This is a genomic window from Mesorhizobium sp. P2_E7 (assembly GCF_056403855.1).
In genome coordinates, this window is record NZ_JBFUER010000001.1 from 365,902 (window position 1) to 391,298 (window position 25,397).

Consider the following 25,397-nt stretch of genomic DNA (forward strand, 5'->3'; position numbering starts at 1 on the left):
ATAGGGAGGAGCGCTTGCAGGCGCTGAATTGTCTTGCCGACAATGGCTGAAGTGGCGCGGCGCGCCGGCGTGTCGGTGTCGACCGTCTCGCATGTCGTCAACAACACGCGCTTCGTTTCGCTGGAGAAGGCGAAGCTGATCAATGACGCCATTGCCGCCATGGGCTACCAGCCCAACGAGCTGGCGCGGTCGCTGAAGGCCTCAACCACCAACAGCGTCGGCCTGGCCATCTCGGCGATTTCCAATCCCTATTTCACCGACATCATCTGCGCGGTTGAGGCCGAATGCGCGCGCCTCGGCTTGATGGTGTTTCTCTCCGACACGCAGGAAGACCCGGACCGCGAGCTGCAAGTGGTGCGCGCTTTCCACCAGCGCCGCGTCGACGGCGTCATCCTGGCGCCGTCGGGTTCGCCACAACGCGCCATCGACTATCTCGCCGACAAAAAAGTGCCGTGCGTGTTGATCGACCGTTTCGCCGACGACCGCTTCGACCAGATCGGCGTCGAGAACGACACGGCGATGCGCGCGCTGATCGACCATGTCGCCTCCTTCGGCCACAAGCGCATCGGCTACATCGCCGGCCAGCCCGGGCTGGCGACGACGCGCGAACGCATCGAGGCGTTCCAGGCCTCGCTCGCCGCCAATGGACTTGAAACCCTGCCGCACTATGTCTCGCCGGAGAATGTCGACACGGCGGCGGCGACCGCATCGACGCATGCGATCCTGTCGCTGCTCACGCCGCCCACCGCATTGGTCACCGGCAACAACATGACGACGATCGGGGCAGTCCGCGCCATCCGCGAAAAGGGTCTTTCGATCCCGCGCGATCTGTCGCTGGTCGGCTTCGACGATTTCGAATGGGCCGACTGTTTCGAGCCACGGCTGACGCTGGTCGAGCAGCCCTGCACCGAGATCGGCCGCCAGGCCGCGGCACTGCTCAGCGCCCGCATCGCCTCGAGCGAAGCGCCGCCCCAAGCCGTGCGGCTGCAGGCGACGCTGCAGACCCGCCAATCCTGCGGGAGGCCGAAATGACCGCGCCGCTTCTGGTGATGACCGGCGCCGTCAAACGCTTCGGCGGCGTGCAGGCGTTGCGCGGCGTCGATTTCGACCTCAAGGCGGGCGAAATCCACGCGCTGCTCGGCGAAAACGGCGCCGGCAAGTCGACGCTGATGAACCTGTTGTCGGGCGTCTACACGCCGGACGAAGGCACGATCGAGATCGACGGCAAACCCGTGCGCTTCAACAATCCGCGCGAAGCGCAAGCCGCCGGCATCGCCACCATTTTCCAGGAGCTCGACCTCGTGCCGTCGCTCGACGTCGCGGCCAATCTTTTCCTCGGCCGCGAACTGATGCGCCCGGGCGGCTTCCTCGACGTGCCGGCGATGCGCCGTGAGGCCAAGAAGCGGCTGGAAGCGATCGAGATCGCCATCGATCCGGGGGCGATGGTCGCCGACCTGTCGATCGGCCAGCGCCAGGTGGTGGCGATCGTCAAGGCGCTGTCCTATGCCTCGCGCGTGCTGATCATGGACGAGCCGACGGCAGCTCTGACTGTCGGCGAGGTCGAGCGCCTGTTCGACATCATGCGCAAGCTAGCAGCCACCGGCGTCGGCATCGTCTACATCTCGCACCGGCTGGAGGAAGTGCCAGGCATTGCCGACCGTGTGACTGTGATGCGCGACGGCCGTGTCGCCGGCATCACCGAGCCACACGCGCCGCAGGCCGAACTGGTGCGGCTGCTGGTCGGGCGTCCCCTGGACGAGCTTTATCCGCAGCGCGCCAAGGCGGCGGGAAAACCGCTGCTCAGCCTGCGCGATGCAAGCTTCCGGCTCGCCCGCGACAGCGCCGGCTGGCAGGCGCCGCAAGGCGTGTCGCTCGACGTCCATGAAGGCGAGATCGTCGGCCTTGCCGGCATTATGGGGGCAGGGCGCACCGAGCTGCTCTCCGCGCTCTACGGCACCGGCCTGTCCGGCCGCTGGGAGGGCGAGGTCGCCATATCGGGCCGGCCGGTAAAGCTCGATTCCATCAGCGCTGCCCGCGCAGCCGGCATCGCCTTCGTCACCGACGATCGCAGGGGCTCAGGCCTGATGCTGCGCATGGCCGTCGGCCTCAATCTGGTGATGTCGGTCATCCGGCGCATATCGCCGGCCGGCCTGATGTCGCCAAGCCGTCAGGCGGAAGCGGTGAAGGAGTCCTTCAGCCAGTTCGACATCCGGCCGAAGAACCCCGACATCGCCGTCGGCGCACTGTCCGGCGGCAACCAGCAGAAGGTGGTGCTGGCCAAGGAGATCCTCGGCAATCCCCGCCTGCTGCTGCTCGACGAGCCGACACGCGGCGTCGATGTCGGCGCCAAGGGCGAAATTTACGCACGGCTCAGGGCGCTGGCGGCGCAAGGGCTCGGCATACTGGTCGCGTCCAGCGAAATGCCGGAGCTGATCGGTCTGTGCGACCGCATCGTGGTGCTGCGCCAGGGGCGCAATGTGGCGGAATTCATGGGCGGCGTCGACGAGCACACGGTGCTGGCCGCGGCAAACGGCAGGGAGGCCTGATGTCTGGCGAGAAGATTTCAGCGGCAGGCGCACCCGTGGCGGCGGCGCCCCGAAAACATCGCGACCCGCTGGCGCTGATCGTGCGCTTCCAGAGCCTGATCGGCCTGGTGCTGGTGGCGATCGGCGGCATCATCTTCTCGCCGCGCCGCCACGGCGAGATCCTGTTCCTCAACCCCGACAACATCGCCAACATCGTGCGTGCCGTGTCGGAGACCGGCATCATCGCCATCGGCATGACCTTCGTCATCATCACCGCCGGCATCGACCTGTCGGTCGGCGCGGTGCTCGGCCTATCCAGCGTCGTCACCGCCTCGATGATGATCTCCGGCGGCTTCGGCCTGATCCCGACCATTCTGGCCGTGCTCGCCATGGGCATCGTCTTCGGCGCCATCCAGGGCACCATCTCCACCCGCTTCCGGCTGGAACCCTTCATCGTCACGCTGGCCGGCCTGCAGGCCGCGCGCGGGCTGGCGCTGGTCGTGTCGGGCAACCAGTACATCAACATATCCTATGGCGACGGGCCGGGCCTGGCGCCGCCGGTGTTCGCCGTGCTGGGCGAGCGGCTGTTCAACAACACCGTGCCGGTGGCCACCCTCGTCTTCATCGTCTTTGCGGCCATCGCCACCATCGTGCTCAACACCACGCGCTTCGGCCGCTATGTCTTTGCCGTCGGCGGCAATGAGCGCGCCGCGCGCATTTCCGGCGTGCCGGTGTCGATGGTGAAGATCTCGGTCTACGCCATCACCGGCTTTGCCGCCGCGCTTGCCGGCATCGTCCACGCCGGCCAGTTCAATTTCGGCAGCGCCAATGACGGCATGGGCTATGAGCTGACCGCCATCGCCGCCGTGGTCATCGGCGGCACTAGCCTGTTCGGCGGCGCCGGCTCCATGGTCGGCACCGTCGCCGGCACCATCATGCTGGGCGCGCTCGCCAACATCCTGCAGCTCAACAACATCACGCCCGCCATGCAGCTGCTCGCGACCGCCGCGATCATCGTTCTGGCGGCAGTGCTTCAATCCCTCGTTCGCCGCCGCGAGGGTTTGGGTCGTTAATGCATGTCGCGCAAAAGTGAAATCGGTTTTGCGACAACGACATGCATCAACAAACAAGGAGGAGACGGCGAAACGTCAAACCAAGGTCTGGCCCCCCGGCCCGACGAGGAGGAGAGAGTTATGAAAGTGATTGGAAGAGCATCGACCCTCAAGGCCGTGCTTCTGGCCGGCGCCGGCCTGTGCATTGCAGGCTCCGCTTACGCCGCCGAGCCGCTGGTGAAAGCCTGCGCCAAGGACGGCCAGTTCATCATCGGCTTTTCGCAGGCCAACAATGCCGAGCCCTACCGCCAGCACGTCAATGACGAGCTGGAGGCGGCGGCCAAGGAAGTGCCTGGTTTCACGCTGCAGATCGCCGACGGCGCGGGCAACGTCAACACGCAGACCTCGCAGGTCGACAATTTCATCACCCAGAAGGTCGACATCCTGCTGATCTCGCCCTTCGAGGCGGCGCCGCTGACGCCGGCGGTGAAGCGCGCCATGGACGCCGGCATCCCGGTCATCGAGCTCGACCGCAAGACGGTCGGCGACCCCGGCAAGGACTACACCGCCTTCATCGGCGGCGACAATTACAAGATCGCGCTCGAGGCCGGCAAATACACCGCCAAGACGCTGCTGCCAGATGGCGGCGAGACGGCGGTGCTGGAAGGCCTGCCGAGCTCGACGCCGGCGGTGGAGCGCCTCAACGGCTTCAAGGACGGCGTGAAGGAAAACGCCAAGATCCAGGTGGTGGCCGAGCAGGCCGCCGACTGGGTGCCGGACAAAGCGCAAGTCGCCTTCGCCGCCATGCTGCAGGCGCACCCCGATATCAAGGTGCTCTACGCCTCCAACGACATGATGGCCGCCGGCGCGTTGCTCGCCGCCAAGGGCGCGGGCAAGGACGTCAAGATCATCGGCACCGATGGCCTGCCGGGCCCGGCCGGCGGCATCGAAGCGGTCGCCAAGGGCGACTGGGCCGCGACCTTCACCTATCCGACGGGCGCCAAGGAAGCGATCGAGATGTCGAAGAAAATCCTGCTCGATTGCGCGACCGAGGTTGAGCCGACGGTGACGGTGGAGACCACCGCGATCACGGCCGAGAATGCCAAGCAGCTGATGGGGAAGTGAAGTCGGCTAGAGCTTGGCACTGAGGTTGATAGGCAAGGCCCCGGAAGGGGCCTTGTTGCTTTTAGGCGAGGCTCATCCTGCCGTAGGATGGCAGCTTCGCGCCTCATGCCGACCAAAGGCGAACTTTGCCTCCGCCCCGGAAGCAGACACTGCAATTGACCACGCTGAAGGTATCGTGGTCGCGCCAGAGCCTGCAAAGGCGCAACTCGGTACACGAGGGCGACCAAGCCCCAACGGAAACAACTTGAAGAAACGCTTCGCGACCCATAGCATGCCGCGCCATGGTGAAATCTGATCGGGAGGTCAGTGAGGTCGGTCGGGTTTTTGAGCCAGTGCAAGGTAGGGAGGATAATAATTATGGCTTCCGAAGTACAGGCGAACAACGGCGTTAATGTAGAGGCGCTGCTCGCCGCAAAAGAAGCGCTTACCAACGCCCCGGAGGCCGCGCAGTTCAAGTGGCGCGCGGCCTGCGAATGGAAGGACGGCACCCACAGCCACTCGACGGTCGAGAGTTTTTACGGTCTCGGCCAGGATCAGCATCGCAAGACCACCTTCGCATTCGATGCCGACCATCCGGAGGTCTTCGCTTCCCTGGATCAGGGCGCCACGCCGGTCGAATACGTGCTCGTCGGGCTGGCCAGTTGCCTGACCGCCGGCATCGCCGCGGTTGCCCAGAACCGGAACATCCAGTTGAAGTCGGTGAAGGCGACCATCGAAGGCGACATGGATATCGCTGGGATACTTGGCATCGACAGCGACGTCCGCAACGGCTTCAGCGGCATCACGGTGAGGTACAACATCGACGCCGACGCCAAGCAAGAAGATATCGAGGCGCTCGTCGCTCAGTCGCAGAAGCGGTCGGCCGTCTATGACATTGTCACCAATCCGACGAACGTCACGGTCGTGGTGAACTGAAAGGCGCTTCGAACCGTAGACTCTCCCGATAAGAGGGCGCGATTAGTTCCGTCACCACAGTGATCGTCGGCGCAGGGCACGCGGGGCTCGCGATGAGCCGCTGCCTCGCGGAGCGCTCTATCGACCATGTGCTGCTGGAGCGCGGCGAGATCGCCCATAGCTGGCGCACCGAGCGATGGGATTCGCTGCGGTTGCTCACCCCGAACTGGCAGAGCCGGCTGCCGGGCTTCCGCTATGACGGCGACGATCCCGACGGCTACCGGACGATGCCTGAGGTGATCGACTTCCTCGGGAATTATGCCAAGGCGATCTCGGCTCCGGTCAGAACCCACACGACCGTTACATCGGTTCGCAGCGACGGGGCGGGATATCTCGTGCGCACGGACCGCGGCGAGTGGCGGTGTCGGACCGTCGTGCTGGCGTCGGGCGCGTGCAACATCGCGCGCATGCCCGACGTCGCCAGCCGCGTGCCGCCGTCGGTCGCCATGCTGACGGCACAGTCCTACCGCAATCCGCGTCAGGTCGCCGACGGTGGCGTGATGGTGGTGGGCGCGTCGTCGAGCGGCACCCAGATCGCACAGGAGCTGCAGCGTTCGGGGCGCCAAGTGACCCTGTCGGTGGGCGAGCACATCCGGGCGCCCCGCGTCTATCGCGGCAAGGACCTGGAATGGTGGATGGACGCCGCCGGCGTGCTCGACGAGCGCTACGACGAGGTAGAGGACATCAGGCGGGCGCGACGGGTTCCTTCGCTGCAGCTTGCCGGAACGCCCGACCGCACCACCCTCGACCTCAATGCGCTGGTGGACCTCGGCGTCAGGCTTGTCGGCCGCCTCGCCGGCATCACCGAAGACGGCAAGGCCCAGTTCGCGGGCTCGTTGCGCAACATGTGCGCGCTTTCCGATCTCAAGATGGCGCGGCTGCTCGACCTCATCGACGAATGGGCGCGCGCCAACGGCCTGGACGCGACCGTCGGGCCGCCGAATCGCCTGCCGCCGACCCGTGTCGAGGACAGCCCGCCGCTCGGCCTCGACCTCGCCGGAGGCGCGATCAGGACGATCATCTGGGCCACCGGCTACCGGCCGGACTACTCCTGGCTGGAACTGCCGGTCCTCGACCGCAAGGGTTACGTCCGTCACGATGGCGGGGTTGCGGAACATCCGGGCCTGTACCTGATGGGGATGCAGTTTCTGCGCCGCCGCAAGTCTGCGCTGATCGACGGCGCCGGCGACGACGCGCGTGATCTCAGCGACCATCTGGCATCGTACATCAGGGCGTAAACTCATAAACTGTGGACCGGCGACGCAGGCGATGGCAGGTGGTGTTTGATTGTGAGGCTTTGGAAGGTAGGATACTCTGATGCTCTCACTTGAAGACCACCGATGGGGCGAACTGCAGCATGCATACGGCCGCGCGGTGAACGTTCCAGGTCTGCTGCGGGAATTGCGCGCAGCCACCAGTCCTAAGAAAGGCTATCAGGACGAGCCGTGGTATAGCCTCTGGTCGAGCCTTTGCCATCAAGGTGACGTTTATACAGCCTCTTATGCAGCTATTCCGCACATCGTGGAAATTGCTGCTGAGACGCGAACGCCCATCGACTCTTCATTCTTCCAGCTACCTGCAGCTATTGAAGTTGCCCGGAGAACAGGGCGTGGACCCGAGATCCCTGCCGATTTCGCCGACGACTATCACCGCGCTCTGGCGAGCCTTGGCGAGGTCGTGAGTCTCCATCGAAATGATGCTTGGGATCAATCGATGCTTTTGTCGGCAATGGCTGCTCAGGCCGTTGCTAAAGGTCATGTCGATGTCGCGGAGGCCATGCTGAATTTGGACAGCGATGTGATCGCCAAAATCAACGGGCTTGAGTTCAATTAGACTTTCCTTCGACCGCCCAAGCTGATTCACCGTTGGCATCAGCCGATTCGATCTGACCGACTTCGAGTGGCGCGCAATCCAGCTTCACCTTCCCAACAAGCCAGGTGGTGTGCCACGCGTGGACGACCGGCGTGTGCTCAACGGCATCTTCTGGGTGTTGCGCTCCGGAGCGCGCTGGGCCGACTTGCCCGGCCGCTACGGCCCGCCTCCGCCGCATCGCAACCCGCTACGACAAACTGGCCGAAAACTACCTCGCCGCCCTCAAGCTTGTAGCCGTCCGCATTTGGATACGCAGTAATGAGTCTACGTCCTAAGCAAAATTCAACCCGCTAAGGAAAGTCCAAGACAGAGGACCAGGTTAGTCACCGCGACAACACCGAATTCCGCGACCCTGCGATCATATTCCCAAATGCAGCTTCGGCTTCCAGAAGGGGCGGAACAACTCAATCTTGGGACAGCGGTTCATCACCACTTTCAAGCCCGCCTCCTCCGCCAGCCGGGCGGCAGCGTCATCGCGCACCCCGATCTGGCCCCACAAAACCCTAGCATTGATGGCGATGGCTTCCTGTGCGACTTCCAGCAGATCTTCGGAGCGGCGAAACACCTCGACCATGTCGACAGGCCGGTCGATGGCCGCCAGCGACGGGTACACTTTAAGTCCTCGAATTTCCTCCAGACCGGAACTGGGGTTGACCGGGATCATGTCATAGCCGGTTTCGTGCAGCACCCTCAGGACACCATAGGAAAACCTGGTCTTGTCGGGGCTGGCCCCCACCATCGCGATGGTTTTGACCGATTTCAGAATCCCTTGCAGATAGGCCTCCGGATAGGGCTCATCATGATTCATATGGGTCATTTCTTGTCGTCCAGAGGGGTCGCGATATCGGCTTTCAATTCATGCGCGGCCAGGGGGTCGAGGAAGGGGTTGCGATAGAGCTTGTCGTGGCTTTCAACGCCGACCTCCAGCGTGCAGTCGCTCATGGGCCGGGCAACGCAGAGGATTATGTAGCCATTGTTGATCTGGCGGTTGTTCAGCGCCACCTGCGCCTTTTGATCGACCTTGCCGCTGATCATCTTGGCCGCGCAGCTTATGCAGCCGCCATACTTGCAGCCGTATGGCAGGTCCACGCCCTGCTCGCGCAAGCTTTGCAAGAGGGGCTTGCGGTGATCGACGTCATAGGCCGCACCGCCTTGATTGGCGAGGGTGATGGTGAAGATGGTCATACCCAGATGTCGCTCGTGCAATCCCCGCCGGGATAACGGGTTTCGTGGCAGCGGCTTGGTCCATTCGGTTCCTTGCCGAAATCAACGACGAACAGCGGATCGATTTCCATGCCGCCATTTTCCGTATCGCAATTGACCATCAGCATGCACCCGCCATTGGTGCGGATTTCCGGATAGAACTGATTGTCCCAGGTAGAGAACAGCGAGGTCGTCACATAGAGGCGCTTGCCGTCGAGGCTGAGCTGTATCATCTGGGGGCCGCCAGTCACTTTCACGCCGTTGACCTCAGGCGCACGGCCGAGAAGTCCGCCCATCCACACTTGTCCAGTAAGCTTGGCGTTGTGAGGGTCCGAGATGTCGTACTGACGGATGTCGCCATGCAGCCAGTTGCAGAGATAGAGGTATCGATCGTCCATGCTGAGCAGAATGACCGAGATGACGCCCGGTATTGGGATCGGCCATTCGGGATGCGGCTCATTGTCGACATCGACAATTTTTTCCCACTGCCAGTCTCCCGCCGCGTCTTTCCACCAATGGATGATGTTTGCGGAAAGGGCCGCGCCGACAAAACCGTGGCTGCTGTCGGGATCATGATGGAACCGCACTTCCAGTGGGATCAAGCCATCTTCACCGAGGTAGAATGTCTGCTTTGGCTCCTTCTTTTCAAAATCCCAGAAATGGATCTCCCGGCCGTATTTGAGATGGCCAACCTCTTCCAGGTCAAAGCCAGGCATGAAAGTGTTGGGCGCGGCCCACTCCGAGCTGACCATCACGTTGTGTCGCGGCTGGTACCAGAAATCATAGCCGAACTTGATGCCGCCCATGGAGTTTTCCCAGCGGCCGACAATCTCGAACTCCTTGCTGAGTTGCAGATAGCCGCCGGGGGCATTGCCTTGAGCATCGCCAAGCATGGAAACGATGATGTCCGAGCCGAGGCAATGCACTGTGTGCGGTGCCGACAGATTGGTCCTGGCTTTGATGTCAGCGCCGTCTATGACCTTGAACAGTGTCGGATTGCGAGGATCGGTACCGCAGTCAACAATATGCAGATTGGTCGAGCGCACACCCGGCACAATCAGATATTTCCGCTCCATGCTCGCATCGCCATGGCACGACGAACAGGCATTCCAGCCCGAGTGATGGAGCTCATCGCCAATGCCTGGCATTTGCAAACGAGAAATGACCTGGCTGTAGGTCGAACTCTGCGGGTCGACATCAATGGTACACAAATAGTCCGGCTTCTGAATGCCCGTGCCGGTGTAGATGGCAATCGTATAGAGCAGCTTTTCGCGAGGCGCCGTCATCGCCTCGGCGGGAGAAGCATAGCCCGGTCCACAGCAATGATTGGTCATGGGTACTTCCCTTTGAACAGATCACTGGCCAGCCCCAACGGGGTCGAGCTGGAATGTTAGTGCATGCTTGGCATCGGCGCTATGGCCGGGGTGGCTTGTGAAGTGCGCACGTGACGTACAACTTGGCGACAGAGCCCTCGTGGGGCGCCAGGTATTGACCGCCCGAGGGTTATTGAGAACCGCTTGCAGCGGCCCGGCGTTTAGAGGTCCGCTTCTGGCCTTCCGAGCCTCGAAGCTGGCGGTAGAGTCGAACACCTGGGTCCCAGGCCAATTTCCGCCTGCTGCGCTCCACGTTTATGCAAGACGTTCAAATTTGAGCTTCCGCACTCATGCTTTGTCGAGAGAATCTCCTGTACTCTTTTAAGGCTTCTGCGTCGTAATTTTTAGCCGTTCTGAATCGCCGCAGGCGACGATGACGACGGAATAGGAGAACGCAATGACTCGCAATCACGTTGAACGTCTTGAAGAGTTTAGGGAAATCCTGGTCGCGACTCGACGCGAAGGAGTCCGTAACGTGCACCATACTCGCGACGCAATGCGGGCAAGTGGCTTTCAGATCGGGGACAGCGATGGCTCCAGCTACGGAGCCGAGCTGAAGGCGCTCCAAGAGGAAATCGAGGCAGTAGATCGCGCCATCGAAGAAGAGAAGCGGTTGGCCTTGACCCTCGAGAGCGCGGCTCAATCCCGCCGACCGACTAAACCGAGAATTGTGAAGCGAGCATAGGGTCAGGTACGGCCCTTTGGCGCCTGTCGCGTCGATCGCCTGCGGTCTGGTCTCGGGCTTCCCGCCGCCGTGGCGGTGCAGCCGACGGTGACGGTGGAGACCACCGCGATCACGGCTGAGAATGCCAAGCAGCTGATGGGGAAGTGAGGGGCGAACCGCTCTACGGCAGCGTTTGATACGGCAAGGCCCCGCGAGGGGCCTTGTTGCGTTCCGGCAAGTTACGGTGAATGGCCGCTTCGCGCCGCATCTCGGTCGTTGAGCAGGCAATAGCGGCATCCCAAAAGCGCCATTCGAGCGAACAGGCGAGAAGGCGCGTTGCGCCAGAGGCGGCCATTGGTTGTACTTGCGGAACGACCGCATTCTCCCCGTTGCGGAGATTGCGAGATCGGTCGGTGGCCGGACTGCTTTGTGCCGACGGTTCGATGGGCCGCATCGTGCGAAAGAGACCAGCGTGCAACCGACACTAGCTGGGCCGACCCATCCACCGCACGATTTCATAGGCCGGCATCGGGCGGCGAAAACCTTTCAGCGTCAGTTCGCCAACAAGAACGGATTCGACCATCGACTCGACAGCGCCGAGGACCCGTTGGCTAACGAGAATCTGGCGGGATCTGGCCTCCTCGCACAATCGGGCGGCATGGTTCGACACCGTGCCAATGACGGCATAGTCCGAGCGCTGATCAAAACCGATGCGCCCTATGGTTGCGTGGCCCCTGGCAATGCCGATCCCGAAGCCCAGCAAATAGTCCCGCTTGCGCCATCGCTCTGAATGCTCATCAATCGCGTCGCGCATCGCAGCAGCCATCGAGACGGCTCTCTCGCTGTGGTCGGCGCATAGCAGTGGATCGTTGAAAACCACGACGATACCGTCGCCGACGAACCGCTCGAGAGTTCCCTCGTGGCGGACGATTTGTTCACCAAGACAGGAATGATACTCGGCAAGAACCGTCATGACTTCTTCGGGTTCTGCGGTCTCCGCGAAGGCCGTAAAGCCGCGCAAATCGCAAAAGACAACGGTCACCTCGCGACGGTGGCTCTGCAAGAGCGCGTCTCCATTGCCCGCTGCAACAATAAGGTCGGCGACCTGTTCGGGCAGGAACCGCCTGAGCCGCGCCATTCGCTCGAGCTCCGTCACCTGGTCGGCCACGGTTTGCTCGAGCGAGCGGTTCCAGTCGGAAAGTTGCGCGGCTTGGTCCTCTAGGCGCTTGGCCTGGCTCGCGACAGTGTCGTGAAGCGCCTTCTGGCGCAGCATCGAACGCACCCGCGCCAACAGCGCCTGATGATCGAAGGGCTTTGTCAGGTAGTCGTCGCCACCGGCGTCCAGCCCCTCGACCACATCGCGCGTGTCGGCCTTCGCGGTGACGAGGATGACCGGAATCGCCTGCAGGGAGGTGTCCTGCTTGAGCATGCGTACCACACTAATGCCGTCGAGCTTCGGCATCATGATGTCGAGCAGGATCAGATCCGGCGTGAGTTCGCGGGCTTTCGCAAGCCCCTCTTCACCATCGGCGGCGGTTGCAACTTCGTAGCCGTTCGCCTCGAGGCGCATGCGCAGGATTTCCAGGTTCTCCGGAGTATCGTCGACCGCGAGAATGCGTGGCGGATCGTGCAAGGCGCTGCCTCCCTCAAGAAAGGAACCCGCGAATCTCGGAAAGCAGCTGGCGCGGACTGAATGGCTTGGCGATATAGCCATCGCAGCCGGCAGCAAGGGCTTTCGCTTCGTCGCCCGACAACGCGTAGGAGGTGACGGCGATAATCGGAATGTGCCGCAGCGCCGGATCGGCCTTGATGCGGCGGGCAGCTTCATATCCGTCGATCACCGGCAGCTGAATGTCCATGAGGATCAGGTCTGGCCTGTGCGCTCCGGCCGCAGCGATGCCGGCGGCGCCGTCCGCCGCCTCGATCAGTTCGTACTCGGTGGTGGCAATGAGATCGCGGATGATCTGGCGGTTGTCCTCGGTGTCTTCCACCATCAGGATTCGTTTGCTCATGCGGCCCTCATGTCCTCATTCACCCGGATTGGTACCTTGAGACGGAATGTCGCCCCTGACCCGATCACGGACTCGACGTCTATGGTTCCGCCATGCATTTCGACGATGCGCTTCGAGATCGCCAGGCCAAGACCTGTGCCACCCTTCTGCCTGGTGCTGCTATTGTCGACCTGTTGGAATTCTTCGAAGATGAGAGCCTGGTCCTTGGACGCGATGCCGGGACCGGTGTCTCGGACGGTGATCTCGAAGTGCCCGTCGACCGCATCGGCAAGAATGTCGACCGCACCCGTTTCGGTGAACTTGACGGCATTGCCTGCGAGATTGAGCAGGACCTGCGTCAAACGGCGTTCGTCCCCGCGGCCTATTGGAAGTTTCTCGGCAACAGTGGTTGAAAGCTCAAGACCCTTCGCTCGCGCCAGCGGCTCGACAGCCGCAACGGTCGATCGAACAATCTGCGCGACGGAGTAGTCCTCGATCGCCAGCGAGAGCTGGCCGGCTTCGATCTTGGAAAGGTCGAGTACGTCGTTGATCAGCCCGAGGAGGTGACGGCCGTTTGCCTGCACGCGCGCGACGGTCGTCTTTGCCCTGTCCGGGAGTTCGCCGTAGATGCCGTCGACCAGCAGTTCTGTGAAGCCCAAGACCGAATTGAGCGGTGTCCTGAGCTCGTGGCTCATATTCGCGAGGAACTGGGACTTATGGCGGCTAGCTGCCTCCAACTCCCGGCCTTTCTCCTCGATCTCGCGGAACAGCTTGGCATTCTGGATCGCGAGCACCGATTGGGCTGCGAAGGTCTCCAGCAGGTGGACAACTTGCTCATGGAAGGCACCTGGCTTGTGGCGCCTGACGACCAGTGCACCGACGATCTTGTTGGGCCTCAGCAGCGGAACGATCAGGATACCGCGATATCCGGCTTCGACGATCGTCTTTCTTACAAGGAAGGATGAGGTCTCCTGGCTGAGGTCAGGAAACTGCACCGGCATGCAGCGCCCGGGTGCGTCGCCGATCCCCATGTCGGCCAGCCCGATCGTCTGGTGTGAGACTGCGGCAATAAGCTCATCGCTCATACCGAAGTTCGCGCGCGGAAGGAATTGCTGCCGCGTGCTGCTGAACACGTAGATGGTGCCAGCATCCGTTTCTGACAACTGGACCGCTTTGGCGACGATCGTTTTCAGCACCGTGTCGAGATCCAGCGTCGAATTGACCGCCTTGCTCACCTCACCAAGCGCCTCGAGCTCACCGACAGACGCGGCAAGCTCGCGCGTCCGTGACTGCACCGCCTCGAAGAGCCGCGCATTCTCGATGGCGATCACGGCCTGGTCGGCGAATGTCTCGACAAGTGCGATCTCCTTGGGATTGAAGGGTTGCGGCTCAACCCTCGTCATGACGAATACGCCAATGAGATCACCTTCCCGCAAGAGCGGGGCAGCGAGGACGGTGCGGAATCCGCCTGCCTCAGCGATCAAAGCAACGCGGTAGTCCGGATCAGCGGTCACGTCTTCGATTTGCACGATCCGCCGTTCTTCGATTACGCGCCCTACGGCGGAGCCTCGGCCTGCGGCAAGCGCTGGAAATGGATTTGCGTCGACATAAGCACGGAAACTGGGCGGGTAGCCATGCGTCGATACATAGCGGAATACGCCATCCAGCAACTGCACGATACCACCCTTGTCGGCACGGCAGAGCCTGACAGCCGATTCCACCAACGTATCGAGCACGACCTGCAGATCGAAGGTAGAGCGGCTGATCACCTTCAGAACGTCTGCAGTGGCTGTCTGCTGCTGAAGTGCTTCGTCGAGCTGCTGGGTGCGCGTCTCAATCTCCTGATACAGGCGCCCCAGCTGGTCGGAGGTCTGGTTGACGTTAGCGGCGAGCACTCCAAGTTCGTCGCGATTGGCGACGGCAACGTGTTGGGCGAAGTCACCGGCCGCTATCTGGCTGAGACGCGTCTCGATCTTCTTGACCGGTTCGATCAACGACCAGGAGATGATGTAACCGAGCCCCAGCGCCAGCAGAATGCTGCCCACCGCAAACGAGAACACGATCAGTCTGGACGTGCCGTACGCACCCTCGGTCGTTTCTATGGCTGCCACCATGTCGGCTTCGGCGATGTTGACCAGCTGGTTTGTCAGCCGCTCGAGGCGATCGGCCGACGGTATGATTTCATCAAGCTGAACCTTGCGCGCCTCCCCAGTGCGGCCGGCGTGGACGAGTTCGGCTACGTGCGTCACCCCGGCTGTCAGCCGTTCGTACTCTTGCCTGACCTGGCCAAGTACTTCCACCTCGGCTTTGGCGACGAACTCCATGCGGTCGAGGTCGTAGCCGAACTGATTGAGCTGGCGCAGCGCAGCATCCAGCATCCGGTCGTCCTGAAGCAACAGGGCGGTGGAGATGCCGTAGAGCTGGGTGGTCGTATCGTGCTGTACCTGGCGGTAGGCCGCGATCCTGCGCTGCAGCTTGATCAGCTCGTTGGTCTGATCATTGACCCCACTCAGCACCTGCAACCCGACGGCCCCGAGCACGATCAGCAGGCCGACGATCGACAGGAACGCGATCAAGAGCTTGGTCTGGACGCGCGCCGGCAGCCGGGCAACCCAGCCAACGAGCCGGTTCGCTATGCTATTTGGATTCGTCCAAGAGGCTGACAAGGTCATCCCGGAACTCCTCCAAGTCGAACCGGACGCCAAGATACTGTACTCGCAAGATGCCATTGGGGTCTACGAGTGACGTCAACAAGGTATGGTCGACCTCTCCGTTCGCCGCCTTCTTCGCGATGACCCCGTATTTCCGTCCCACCTCATGGACGACCGCCGGATCACCGGTAAGAAACGACCAGCCCTTATGATCGGCCCCAAAATTCTGCGCATATTCCTTCAAGACATCGGGCGTATCGCGCTCCGGGTCGACAGTGATCGAAACGAAGTCGATCTTCGATCCGAACGTAGAGCCCAGCTTCTCCTGCACGCTGGCCATATGGGCGGTCAGCATGGGGCAGACGTCGGTACAGTACGTATAGATGAAGGCGATGGCGACCACCTTGCCGCGGAAGTCGTGCAGCGACACGCGCTTGTGGTCCTGCGATATCAGCGTGAAATCCGGTGCAGCGCCCATCATCGGCAGGCGCTCGCTGTCTCCGGCGTGCGCTGACGCTTCGTGCGCTGAGGTGTGCGCAGGCTCAGCGACGAGGGCGAGGAGCAGCAACGCGCACGTCGGCCAGCGGCTCACGTCTTCATCTCGCGCTTGAGCTCTTTAAGGAAACGCCAGTCGGTGCCGCGGTCCAGGACCTCCTGTGGCTCGGTGGCCGCATACATCGGCGATTGGCAGTCCGAGACCTTGGTGAACACCGGCAACCGGACTTTCGTCGTCTCTGGCGCCGGCTCGGCGAGCGCCAGCCTCGGGGCTGCGACTAATCCCGCGGCACCCGCCGCGATGCCGGCCATGAAGCGGCGGCGATTCTGGATGATGTGCACGACGTTCTCCCCTTCAGCGGTCCTTCGCGCTGCGCCTTTCACGTCTTCAGTTCGCGCTTGATCTCTTCGAAGAAGCGGAAATCCGTCCCTTTGGCGATGATCTCCTGCGGGCTTGACTTGATCATGCCCGTCTCCAGGAGGCGCAGCGCGTAGAAGCGCACCGAGTCTTCAGCATCGTATTCCCGCCACTTGTCGTGCCCGGTGTTCTGCAGAGTGGTCAGCGCAACGTCGTAGCTCGGCAGAAAGCCTCGATCGACCACCGCGCGGGCGGCCGATTTCGGGTTCGACACGCAGAATTCGACAGCCTGGAGGATGGCCCGCAGCACGCGCTTGGTGGCGACCGGATACCTATCGACATAGTCGGTCCGGCCGGCGAGCATGCAACAAAAATACTGCGACCAGGGACGGTCGATAAGATTGCTGAAGACCGTGTGACCTACCTTCTTGTTCCGAACCTCGGAGTATTGGCTGGTGTCTACCAGGAAGGCATCGACCTTGCCGTCGATGAAGTTCTGCATGAGCGAGCCGTTCTCCTGGACGCCTACTACCCACTCAACATCGTGGTTGGGATCGAGCCCGACATAGTTGATCAGCAGTTGGAGAAACACCTGCGGGTGGTCGTTCATCGCCCAGACCCCCACCCGCTTGCCCTTTAGGTCGGCAACGCTGTTGACGCGATCGTTCGCCCGCAACTCCCAGCAGCCGGAATGCACGCCGGCCAGGATCTTGACGGGCACCCCGGCCTCGACGCTGCGGATGTGCATCGGCGGCATGTTGAAGTCGAAGTCCGTCTCACCCGCTGCAATCCATTGGCTGTTGTCGAAGTACTTTTGATCACCTTGCACGTACTGCACGTCGGTCATGCCGCCGGCGCGGAGCAGTTCGCCAGCTAGGTAGAGCGACTCCCAGCAGTAGGCGCCTCCGACCCACCGCCCCAGCCGGACACTGGTCGTCTCGGGCTCCGGCTCGGCAAACGCCAATCTCGGGGTTGCGACAATTCCCACGGTGCCGGCTGCCAGGCCGGCCATGAAGCCGCGGCGGTTCTGGATAATTGGCATGGGGTCACTCCTCCTTGTCAGCCTTTCAATTCCCGCTTTCGCAAACGGCGCGGAACGTCCTTGGCAGACGCACTGTCGTGGTCACCGGTGCCGGCTCGGCATGAGTCGATGTCGGCACGCTGGCGAGGCCTGCGGCGCAGACCGCCGATAGGCCGGCCACGAAGCGGCGGCGATTCTGGATGCTCCGCATGTCACGCTTCCTCCCTGTGACAAAGCAGGCTCAGATTTTCAACTCACGCTTCAACTCCTCGATGAAGCGCCAGTCCGTTCCATCGGCGATGATCTGCTGTGGGCTCGACTTGATCATGCCCGTCTCGTGCATGCGCAGCGCGTAGAAGCGCATCGAGGCTTCAGCATCGTAGTCCCGCCAGACGTCGTACCGCGTGTCGCTCAGCGTTTGCAGCGCGATTTCGTAGCTGGGGACGAAACCTCGATCGACCATCTGCGCTGCACTCCATGCGGGATCCGAAATGCATAGGTCGGCGCCCTTGACGATGGCCCTGAGCACGCGCTTGGTCGCCACCGGGTATCTGTCCACGTAGTCCGCGGCGGCCGAAGTCATGCAGCAGAAGTACTGCGACCAAGGGCGGTCGAGGGTCGTGTTGAGGATCGTGTGGCCGATTTTCTTGGCGCGCAGTTGCTGCGTCTCCGGCGGCGTGAAGAGATATGCATCGAACTTCCCGTCGGCGAAGGCTTCTACCGGCTTGCTTTCCTGGACCCATTCGATGTCGTTGACGGGGTCCAGTCCGATATAGGCGGCCATCAGGGCGACCAGCACGCGCGACGGCGCATCGATGTCGTGCATGCCCACCCGCTTGCCCTTGAGGTCCGGGATGCCTTGGATGCTGTCGTTGGCGATCAGCTCGAGGCACCCGGAGTGCAGACCGCCAAGCACCCTGATTGGCACGCCGGCGTCGATCGACGCGACATGGACCGGCGCGTAATTCATGCTGAAATCCGTGTCGCCGCGTGCAATCCACACCGCCTGATCGACTTTCTCGTCGCCCTGCACGTAGCGGACGTCGGTGAAGCCCTCCGCTTTGAGGAGCTCTCCGGCCAGGTACATCCCCGCCCAGCAGTAGGCACCATCGATCCACCGCGGCAAGCGGACGGAGGTCGTTTCGGGGGGTGCCTCGGCCCAAGCGTCAGTCGTTGCGCCGATGAGACCTGCAGCGCCTGCTGCCGCAGCACCGGCCAGGAAGCGACGGCGGTTCTGGATGATCTGCATAAGCCTCTCCTTCTCTCCTTCCTCGATAGGGCGCGCGGCGTGTCGGCGATTGCCTACGTCTTCAACTCGTTCTCCAGTTCGTTGAGGAAACGCCAGTCGGTGCCCTGGGCCAAGAGCTTCTGGGGGGTGCTCTTGAGCATCCCGACCTCGTGGAGGCGCAAAGCGTAGAAGCGCAGGGTGTCCTCAGCGCTATACTCACGCCAACCGTAGGGGATCGCCTTCATGACCTGGAGGGCATGGTCATAGCGCCTGGTATAGCCCTGCTCCACCAAGAACTGGGCGGATTGCTCCGGCTCGCTGGCGCAAAAATCCGCCGCTTTCAACATGGCGCGGAGGGCGCGTTTGGTGGCCACCGGATTCGTGCGGACGAACTCCCGGTTCCCAGCCAGCATGCAGCAGAAGTATTGCGACCAGGGCCGGTCCACGGTGCTGCTAATCACTACATGGCCGATCTGCTGCTCCCGCATCTCCTGCGGTTCGGGGGGAAAGCCCAGGTAGGCGTCGATCTTCCCCTCACTGAGGAGCCGGATGGACTCGGGGCCCGGATGCGTGACGAAGTGTATGTCCTTATGGAGGTCCAGGCCCACATACGCCGTCATAGCGGCGAGAAAGACGTATCGGGCGGAATCCAGCGACGGCACAGCCACCGTCTTCCCCTTGAGGTCGCGGATCGATTGCACGCCATCGGTGCTGAACAGCTCAAAGCAGCCGACGTGGAGTCCAGCCAGGATGACGATGGGATCCCCAGCCTCCAGGTGGAGAAGGAGCGGGGCGGCGAAATGCGCACTGAGGTCGGCTTCACCAGAGGCGAGGGCCGGCGCGATGTCTGCGGTCCCCCTCTTTTGGAGGTAGTGCACCTCGGTGAACCCTTCGCTGCGCAGCAGTTCTTCGGCTACATACTGGGGGGCCTGACAGATGCTGGGAAGCCGGATGAGCCGGATCCGCGTCGTCTCTGGCGGTGGCTCTGCGGAGAGCGATTGCCGGACCCCAACGAGGCTCGCGGCGCTGGCTGCCGAAAGGCCGGCCAGGAAGCGCCGGCGGCTTTGGATGATATCCATGTCCACGTCTCCCCTGAGACAAATGGGATCAGGTTTTCAGCTCACGCTTCAACTCGTCGAGAAAGCGCCAGTCCGTTCCGTTGGCGATGATCTCTTGCGGGCTCGATTTGATCATGCCCGTCTCCTGCATGCGCAGTGCGTAGAATCGCAAGGAGTCTTCGGGATCGAATTCCCGCCAGCGGTCGTACCGAATGTCCTTCAGAGTTTGGAGCGCGTAGTCATAGCTGGTCTCGAAATCGCGATCGACCATCTGCTGCGCCACCCCTTCCGGATCCGACACGCAGAGGTCGGCGGCCTTGAGGATGGATCGCACGACCCGCTTGGTCGCCACCGGGTATCTTGTCACGTAGTCCGTCGTGGCCGAGATCATGCAGCAGAAATACTGTGACCACGGGCGGTCGACGGCATTGTTGAGGATCGTGTGGCCGATCTTCTTGGCGCGCAGCTCCTGCGGCTGGGGCGGCGTCCCGAGGAATGCGTCGATCTTCCCTTCGACGAAGAGTTCCGTCGGCTTGACGTCGTTAGTCAAGACCCATTGGATATCGTTCACCGGATCGAGTCCGACATAGGCGGACATGAGGGACAGCCACACGTGCCGCGAGTTGTTGAAACCGTTCACGCCCACTCTCTTGCCCCGCAGATCCGTGACGCTGCGAATGCTCTCCTTGGCGATCAGTTCAAGGCATCCGGAGTGCAACCCGGTCAGCACCTTGATCGGCACGCCGGCGGCGATCGACGCGACCTGGTTCGGCGCAAAGTTCACGGAGAAATCGGTCTCACCGCGTGCGATCCACACCGATTGGTTGACGCTTTTGTCGCCTTCCACGTAGCGGACATCGGTAAGACCCTCGGCGCGCATCAGTTCTCCGGCGATGTACGCACCTGCCCAACAGTAGGAACTACCGACCCACAGCGGCAGACGAACCGTGGTCGTTTCTAACGGAGGTTCCGCGTGGAGTGACCCTGGAAGACCGACGATACCGGCAGCGCCTGCCATCGCAGCGCCGGCCAGGAATCGGCGGCGGGTTTGCATGATCTGCATCCGTACGCTCCACTTCCGAATCGCAAACGGCACTTCTGGCCGGAACCGAGCAAAAGAGGTTTCGGCGGAGGCAGATGGTCCATGGGCGCAACTAGTAGTTGTGGAACCTAGCGCGCCTAATCCAATGCGAGAGTCTTGCGCTCTCAGTCGCTGGCTCATGTATTAGCAACAGACGATATGCCACGATACGCCCAATTTGCGTAGGTAGCGAGCGCAAAACGTTCCGCCAGCACCTCGCTGTCAGGGGAGACTGTTTGCGCGGTTGCGAATGGGCACTTCGATTGCGGCCATTCCGAATGATCGACGCAAAGGTCTGCATCGGGTTAGCTTCAGAGCATGATCCCACCGGCGGAACGTCCGCTATCGTTCTTCGGACGCCAAAAGCCGTCATTCCGCTTCCGGCCCCAAATGCGACATTCAACTTTCGTCCCGCTCCTGTCAGGATTTGGTGAGCCGTCAGCCGCTTACCTTGCGCCCAGCTCCGCCATGTAAGTCTTCGAAATCCGGTGGGCGAATTCACGGCGTGGTCGTGAATCCGCACTGATTCTGCTCCATCTCGATCTGCTTGGTGATGCGGGTGGCGTTCTGGGCGTAGGCTTCCGTCACCGAGCCGCTGTTGACGGTCTTGTCCTTCAGCGGGCTGACGGCCGCGCAGAGGTGGAAGACATGCCGCGTCGGACTTCGCGGCGCCGTTTTCCGGCGCGATCCAGTACACGATATCCTGACCGTTGGGATGTGCCGCGTCCTTCGTCGCCTCGACCACCGTGGTGGAGTCGGTGGCGATCGCCTGCGCCTGGGCGGCGACTTCGGGCGAGCAGGCCGTGGTCGGCTGCCCCGCCTTGGGGCGAAGCCGGCATCGAGAGTGACCGCTACTGACCCTGAAGGTCGGCTTGACCAATCACAGGGCCGACGACATTGTGGACGTGCAATTCGTAGCCAAGTGGTCGTGTGGCAATGGATTTTCGCGACGCCATCGATAGAGCGCTGGCCTGGGCCGGCGGATGGTTCGACTATGCCGCCGCGCCCTGGTTCGTCTATCAGATCGGCATCATTGCCTCGCTCTTTGCGGTGGCGAAGCTGGCGGCGCTGCGGGTCGAGCCTCTCGTCGAGAACCAGGCACGCCAGATTAAGGGCCATCCCGGACTCTTAAGGGTCGTCATCGCGCTGTTGCGGCGCACCGACTGGATTCTGTTCATTATCTTCCTTGTTGCCGCGCTCAACCTGTTGCTCGCCTTCACCTGGCCGAGCCGCACCCATCTCCTGCTCGTCGCGCTGTTGCTCTCGCTGGCGTGGCTGTTCGCGACCGTGCTGTCGCGCATCATCCGCAACCGCCTCGTCGCGCGCACGCTGGGTTGGCTGGCCTGGATCTACGCGGCCCTTGTCATCCTGGGCGTCAGTGACGAGGCGGCCGCCTTCCTCGACAGCCTGGCAATCCCTCTGGGCGCGGTTCGCCTTTCGACCCTCATGGTGCTGAAGGCGGCGCTGCTCCTGATCGCAACGGTCTGGCTTGCGGTGGTCACCGGCAATTACATCGATGAGCGCGTCCGCCTCTCCGAGGAACTGACACCGTCGATCCGCGTCCTCGTCGGCAAGGTCGCAAAGATCGGCCTCGTGCTGGTGGCCGGTGCCGTGGCACTTTCCGCCGTCGGTCTCGACCTGACGGCGCTGACGGTGTTTTCCGGCGCCGTTGGCGTCGGTCTCGCTTTCGGGCTCCAGAAGGTCGTTTCGAATTTCGTCTCCGGCGTGATCATCCTGCTCGACAAGTCGATCAAGCCGGGCGACACGATCTCGCTCGAAGGCACCTTCGGCTGGATACGCGAATTGCGGGCGCGCTTCGTCTCGGTGGTGACGCGCGACGGCCGCGAATTCCTGATCCCCAACGAGGACTTCATCACCCAGAGGGTTATCAACTGGTCGTTCAGCGACAACCTCGTGCGCCTCGACGTGAACTTCGGCGTCTCCTACGACGCCGATCCGCACAAGGTCAGCGAACTGGCGATAGAGGCCGCGATCAGCGTCGGCCGGGTCGAGGCCGACCGGCGGCCTGTCTGCTGGCTGACGGACTTCGGCGACTCCTCGCTGAACTTCGTCCTGCGCTTCTGGATCCGCGACCCGCAGCAAGGCCTGACCAACGTGCGCGGCAAGGTGCTGCTGGCGCTGTGGGACACTTTCAAGGCAAACGCCATAAGCATCCCCTATCCGCATCGCGAGATCATCATGAAACAGGCTGGGCCGGTCAGACCAGGGCACGACGACCAGTGATCTTCTCGATGTTGATGCGGAAGAAGAGGGGCGGGGCACTGACAGACAACGGGCAGGCCGACCATCCGACGCTGTGCCCAATCCGGACAAGGCGACCCTCGCGAACGGCGACATCAACAAAGTGCCCCGCGTACCCGATGGTGACCTTGGCCTGAAATCCCGGCTTGGCTAGAGTTCGTAGCATGCTGAACGCCATTCACCACGTCGCGCTCATCTGCACCGACTACGACCGGTCGCGACGGTTCTACGTCGAACTCCTCGGCCTCGAACCGATCCGGGAGGTCTATCGGGAAGAGCGGCAGTCATGAAAGGCGGATCTGCAGATCGGGTCCGTCCAACTGGAATTGTTCTCCTTCCCTGCACCAGTGATGCGGCCGTCCCATCCAGAGGCGACAGGCCTGAGACATCTGGCATTTGCCGTGGCGAATCTTGATCCCGTAGTTATGCGCCTGGAAGCCGCCGGCGTTGCCGTTGAGCCAATCCGGATCGACCCATATACAGACCAACGATTTACCTTTTTCAGAGACCCAGATGGATTGCCGCTGGAACTCTACGAAGCCCCATAAGGAACGGTTAGCTCTCGCGACCACGTCATCGGAAGTGGGAACGCCACTGCCAGGGATTTAGCGAGCCGCCGCCTGCCTACGTTGCGTTCAGCTCTGCCAGGTAAGCATTCGGTCCCTGAGAACCGCACGCCAACGCTAGACAACTACAGTCTGGTCCGCTTTGGCGCACTCCCCTCGGCACGCCAGCCCGCGCGCAAGATCCAGGTGGTGGCCGAGCAGGCCGCCGACTGGGTGCCGGACAAAGCGCAAGTCGCCTTCGCCGCCATGCTGCAGGCGCACCCCGACATCAAGGTGCTCTACGCCTCCAACGACATGATGGCCGCCGGCGCGCTGCTCGCCGCCAAGGGCGCGGGCAAGGACGTCAAGATCATCGGCACCGACGGCCTGCCAGGCCCGGCCGGCGGCATCGAGGCCGTAGCCAAGGGCGACTGGGCAGCAACCTTCACCTACCCGACGGGCGCCAAGGAAGCGATCGAGATGTCGAAAAAGATCCTGCTCGACTGCGCCACTGAGGTCGAGCCGACGGTGACGGTGGAGACGACCGCGATCACGGCGGAGAATGCCAAGCAGCTGATGGGGAAGTGAGGGGCGATTAGAGCCTGGCATTGAGGTGGTATGGCAAGGCCCCGGGAGGGGCCTTGTTTTTGGGGCTGCAGGCACCGTGCTGCAAAGAGCGCTCGCGCGCCATTTGCCATAACCCGCGCACCGGTCGACGCCATCAGCACCGAGCTGGTGGACGTCGCAGTCGAAACCTCACCCATCCGGTCTTTGCGAGCGCAGTCGGGCATAAGTCGATTTGATCATCTCGTCTAGCGCTGTAGCTGCTTCGCTGTTTAGGTTGGGATCATCTCGCAAAAGAGTCGAAATCTGTGTCAACGGACTAGCTTGGCCGAATGCCACCTTTCGCTGACCCATAAACCGATCTGCTGACAGGCCGAGCCAACTCGTTAGTGAGGCAAGGCTGTCGACATCCGGCCTTCGACCTTGCGATAGGCGTGTCAGGGTTGATGCGCTGACACCGGCCTGTCCGGATACGTCCTTCCAATTTAGGTTCCGGGCGATGCGTTCGGAGTCGAGAGCGGAATGAAGAGCCGCAACGTCGAACGGTCCTTGGTTATCTTTTTTCGATTTCACTCTTGCAATTACCTATCTCAAGTGCAATATTCAATTTCACACTAGCAATTAGATTTCATTTTTGCAAGGAGAAAAGCGGTGGCAAACGAGCAAGATAAAGGCTCCGATCATAGCAATTCGGGCCATGGCGGCGGCAACCAAGGCCCAGGCGGTAGTGGAAATGGCGATCACGGCGGGCGCATCCACATTTTCGTCAACGAGCAGCCCGTCGCAATCGCCGATAAAAAACAGACTGGCATGAGTATCAAGCAAGCGGCGATCGCACAGGGCGTTGGTATTCAGCTGGACTTTGTGCTGAGTATCGAGCGTGGTGGCGGCAAGACCGAGCTTGTAGGCGACGACGATAAGATCAATGTCAAAGACGGTGACCGCTTCCTCGCGATCCCGAACGACGACAACTCATGAGCACGATCACCCCCATCGTTGAAAAGGCGATTGGAGAAATCCGGTCGTCCTTTCCGGACTGTCAGGTTGATGTCGAGCCGGATGGATCTGGCGGCGCATATGTGACGGTGCGTGATCTCCATCTCGGACCGCCCTACGGGCAGGAGAAGATTTGGGTGTCCTTCCAAATCACGTTTCAATATCCCTATGCAGATGTCTATCCACACTTCACATGTCCGGATCTGTCACGGACAGATGGTCAAGCGCTTGGTGAAGGTATTGGCGCGGGAGCAAGTTGTCGCGGACAACCTGCGACACAGCTCTCGCGCCGTTCGAACAAACTCAATCCAGCGCTAGACACCGCCGCACTCAAACTTCTGAAAGTTATGCAATGGTTGCGAACTCATCCATAGGCCCC

Annotated in this window: 23 protein-coding genes and 3 pseudogenes; 14 read left to right on the forward strand and 12 right to left on the reverse strand. The window is 62.0% G+C overall.

The features are described 5' to 3' along the window. Window positions 1-33: 33 nt before the first annotated feature. From AC1DYC_RS01835 to AC1DYC_RS01870, 8 genes and pseudogenes are all read left to right on the forward strand, one after another. Window positions 34-1,032, forward strand: coding sequence for a LacI family DNA-binding transcriptional regulator (locus AC1DYC_RS01835; protein ID WP_477403471.1), 999 nt, complete (start codon window positions 34-36; stop codon window positions 1,030-1,032). After that, the gene (locus AC1DYC_RS01840; protein WP_477403473.1) at window positions 1,029-2,546 is read left to right on the forward strand and encodes a sugar ABC transporter ATP-binding protein; all 1,518 of its coding nucleotides are present in this window, start codon (window positions 1,029-1,031) and stop codon (window positions 2,544-2,546) included. Before AC1DYC_RS01835 ends, AC1DYC_RS01840 begins: the two co-directional genes overlap by 4 nt. Beyond that, on the forward strand, window positions 2,546-3,598 hold the full coding sequence (locus tag AC1DYC_RS01845) for an ABC transporter permease (RefSeq protein WP_477403475.1): 1,053 nt from the start codon (window positions 2,546-2,548) through the stop codon (window positions 3,596-3,598). Before AC1DYC_RS01840 ends, AC1DYC_RS01845 begins: the two co-directional genes overlap by 1 nt. 120 nt (window positions 3,599-3,718) lie before the next feature. Next, window positions 3,719-4,702, forward strand: coding sequence for a substrate-binding domain-containing protein (locus AC1DYC_RS01850; RefSeq protein ID WP_477403477.1), 984 nt, complete (start codon window positions 3,719-3,721; stop codon window positions 4,700-4,702). Window positions 4,703-5,059: 357 nt separating this feature from the next. Then, complete coding sequence (locus tag AC1DYC_RS01855) at window positions 5,060-5,617, forward strand: OsmC family protein (RefSeq protein WP_477403479.1); 558 nt, start codon at window positions 5,060-5,062, stop codon at window positions 5,615-5,617. Between the two features lie 59 nt (window positions 5,618-5,676). Then, window positions 5,677-6,894, forward strand: coding sequence for an NAD(P)-binding domain-containing protein (locus AC1DYC_RS01860; protein ID WP_477403481.1), 1,218 nt, complete (start codon window positions 5,677-5,679; stop codon window positions 6,892-6,894). 79 nt (window positions 6,895-6,973) lie between these two features. Next, window positions 6,974-7,489 carry a hypothetical protein gene (locus tag AC1DYC_RS01865; RefSeq protein ID WP_477403483.1) on the forward strand — a complete coding sequence of 172 codons (516 nt, stop codon included), beginning with the start codon at window positions 6,974-6,976 and terminating at the stop codon, window positions 7,487-7,489. 37 nt (window positions 7,490-7,526) lie between these two features. Then, window positions 7,527-7,694, forward strand: a pseudogene (locus AC1DYC_RS01870) (transposase); the annotation flags it as partial. A 192-nt stretch (window positions 7,695-7,886) separates the two neighbouring features. Here AC1DYC_RS01870 and AC1DYC_RS01875 read toward each other — a convergent pair. From AC1DYC_RS01875 to AC1DYC_RS01885, 3 genes are read right to left on the reverse strand one after another with little or no spacing between them, the layout of a single operon-like run. Continuing rightward, complete coding sequence (locus tag AC1DYC_RS01875; protein WP_477408126.1) at window positions 7,887-8,336, reverse strand: CoA-binding protein; 450 nt, start codon at window positions 8,334-8,336, stop codon at window positions 7,887-7,889. Window positions 8,337-8,341: 5 nt separating this feature from the next. After that, on the reverse strand, window positions 8,342-8,713 hold the full coding sequence (locus AC1DYC_RS01880; RefSeq protein WP_477403485.1) for a 2Fe-2S iron-sulfur cluster-binding protein: 372 nt from the start codon (window positions 8,711-8,713) through the stop codon (window positions 8,342-8,344). Then, window positions 8,710-10,065 carry a selenium-binding family protein gene (locus tag AC1DYC_RS01885; RefSeq protein ID WP_477403487.1) on the reverse strand — a complete coding sequence of 452 codons (1,356 nt, stop codon included), beginning with the start codon at window positions 10,063-10,065 and terminating at the stop codon, window positions 8,710-8,712. Before AC1DYC_RS01885 ends, AC1DYC_RS01880 begins: the two co-directional genes overlap by 4 nt. A gap of 436 nt (window positions 10,066-10,501) precedes the next feature. On the opposite strand from AC1DYC_RS01885, the gene AC1DYC_RS01890 reads away from it, so the two are divergent. Then, window positions 10,502-10,789, forward strand: a complete 288-nt coding sequence (locus AC1DYC_RS01890) for a hypothetical protein (RefSeq protein WP_477403489.1) — start codon at window positions 10,502-10,504, stop codon at window positions 10,787-10,789. Window positions 10,790-11,252: 463 nt separating this feature from the next. Here AC1DYC_RS01890 and AC1DYC_RS01895 read toward each other — a convergent pair whose 3' ends face one another. From AC1DYC_RS01895 to AC1DYC_RS01935, 9 genes are all read right to left on the reverse strand, one after another. Then, the gene (locus AC1DYC_RS01895; RefSeq protein WP_477403491.1) at window positions 11,253-12,401 is read right to left on the reverse strand and encodes a response regulator; all 1,149 of its coding nucleotides are present in this window, start codon (window positions 12,399-12,401) and stop codon (window positions 11,253-11,255) included. Window positions 12,402-12,414: 13 nt separating this feature from the next. Then, window positions 12,415-12,762: a response regulator gene (locus AC1DYC_RS01900; protein WP_246501742.1), complete on the reverse strand. Its 348-nt coding sequence runs from the start codon at window positions 12,760-12,762 to the stop codon at window positions 12,415-12,417. A gap of 14 nt (window positions 12,763-12,776) precedes the next feature. Next, window positions 12,777-15,431 (reverse strand): GAF domain-containing protein, encoded by a 2,655-nt coding sequence (locus AC1DYC_RS01905; protein ID WP_477403493.1) that lies wholly within the window; start codon window positions 15,429-15,431, stop codon window positions 12,777-12,779. Next, complete coding sequence (locus tag AC1DYC_RS01910; RefSeq protein ID WP_477403495.1) at window positions 15,397-16,002, reverse strand: SCO family protein; 606 nt, start codon at window positions 16,000-16,002, stop codon at window positions 15,397-15,399. The genes AC1DYC_RS01905 and AC1DYC_RS01910 overlap by 35 nt, the downstream gene beginning before the upstream one ends. Next, on the reverse strand, window positions 15,999-16,247 hold the full coding sequence (locus AC1DYC_RS01915; protein WP_477403497.1) for a twin-arginine translocation signal domain-containing protein: 249 nt from the start codon (window positions 16,245-16,247) through the stop codon (window positions 15,999-16,001). The genes AC1DYC_RS01910 and AC1DYC_RS01915 overlap by 4 nt, the downstream gene beginning before the upstream one ends. Window positions 16,248-16,285: 38 nt before the next feature. After that, complete coding sequence (locus tag AC1DYC_RS01920; RefSeq protein WP_477403499.1) at window positions 16,286-17,305, reverse strand: ABC transporter substrate-binding protein; 1,020 nt, start codon at window positions 17,303-17,305, stop codon at window positions 16,286-16,288. Window positions 17,306-17,525: 220 nt separating this feature from the next. Next, window positions 17,526-18,533 (reverse strand): ABC transporter substrate-binding protein, encoded by a 1,008-nt coding sequence (locus AC1DYC_RS01925; protein ID WP_477403500.1) that lies wholly within the window; start codon window positions 18,531-18,533, stop codon window positions 17,526-17,528. A 53-nt stretch (window positions 18,534-18,586) separates the two neighbouring features. Beyond that, window positions 18,587-19,591 (reverse strand): ABC transporter substrate-binding protein, encoded by a 1,005-nt coding sequence (locus AC1DYC_RS01930; RefSeq protein WP_477403502.1) that lies wholly within the window; start codon window positions 19,589-19,591, stop codon window positions 18,587-18,589. A gap of 28 nt (window positions 19,592-19,619) precedes the next feature. After that, window positions 19,620-20,633, reverse strand: a complete 1,014-nt coding sequence (locus AC1DYC_RS01935; protein ID WP_477403504.1) for an ABC transporter substrate-binding protein — start codon at window positions 20,631-20,633, stop codon at window positions 19,620-19,622. Window positions 20,634-21,587: 954 nt separating this feature from the next. Here AC1DYC_RS01935 and AC1DYC_RS01940 point away from each other — a divergent pair. The 5 genes and pseudogenes from AC1DYC_RS01940 (at window position 21,588) to AC1DYC_RS01960 (ending at window position 25,392) form a co-directional block, all read left to right on the forward strand. After that, window positions 21,588-22,895, forward strand: coding sequence for a mechanosensitive ion channel family protein (locus AC1DYC_RS01940; protein WP_477403506.1), 1,308 nt, complete (start codon window positions 21,588-21,590; stop codon window positions 22,893-22,895). A gap of 182 nt (window positions 22,896-23,077) precedes the next feature. Beyond that, window positions 23,078-23,461, forward strand: a pseudogene (gene gloA2, locus AC1DYC_RS01945) (SMU1112c/YaeR family gloxylase I-like metalloprotein). 195 nt (window positions 23,462-23,656) lie between these two features. Next, window positions 23,657-24,046, forward strand: a pseudogene (locus AC1DYC_RS01950) (substrate-binding domain-containing protein); the annotation flags it as partial. 627 nt (window positions 24,047-24,673) lie between these two features. Further along, window positions 24,674-25,000 (forward strand): multiubiquitin domain-containing protein, encoded by a 327-nt coding sequence (locus tag AC1DYC_RS01955; protein WP_477403508.1) that lies wholly within the window; start codon window positions 24,674-24,676, stop codon window positions 24,998-25,000. Continuing rightward, entirely contained in the window at window positions 24,997-25,392 is a 396-nt protein-coding gene (locus AC1DYC_RS01960) for a hypothetical protein (protein ID WP_477403510.1), read from the forward strand. The genes AC1DYC_RS01955 and AC1DYC_RS01960 overlap by 4 nt, the downstream gene beginning before the upstream one ends. The last annotated feature ends 5 nt before the right edge of the window (window positions 25,393-25,397 follow it).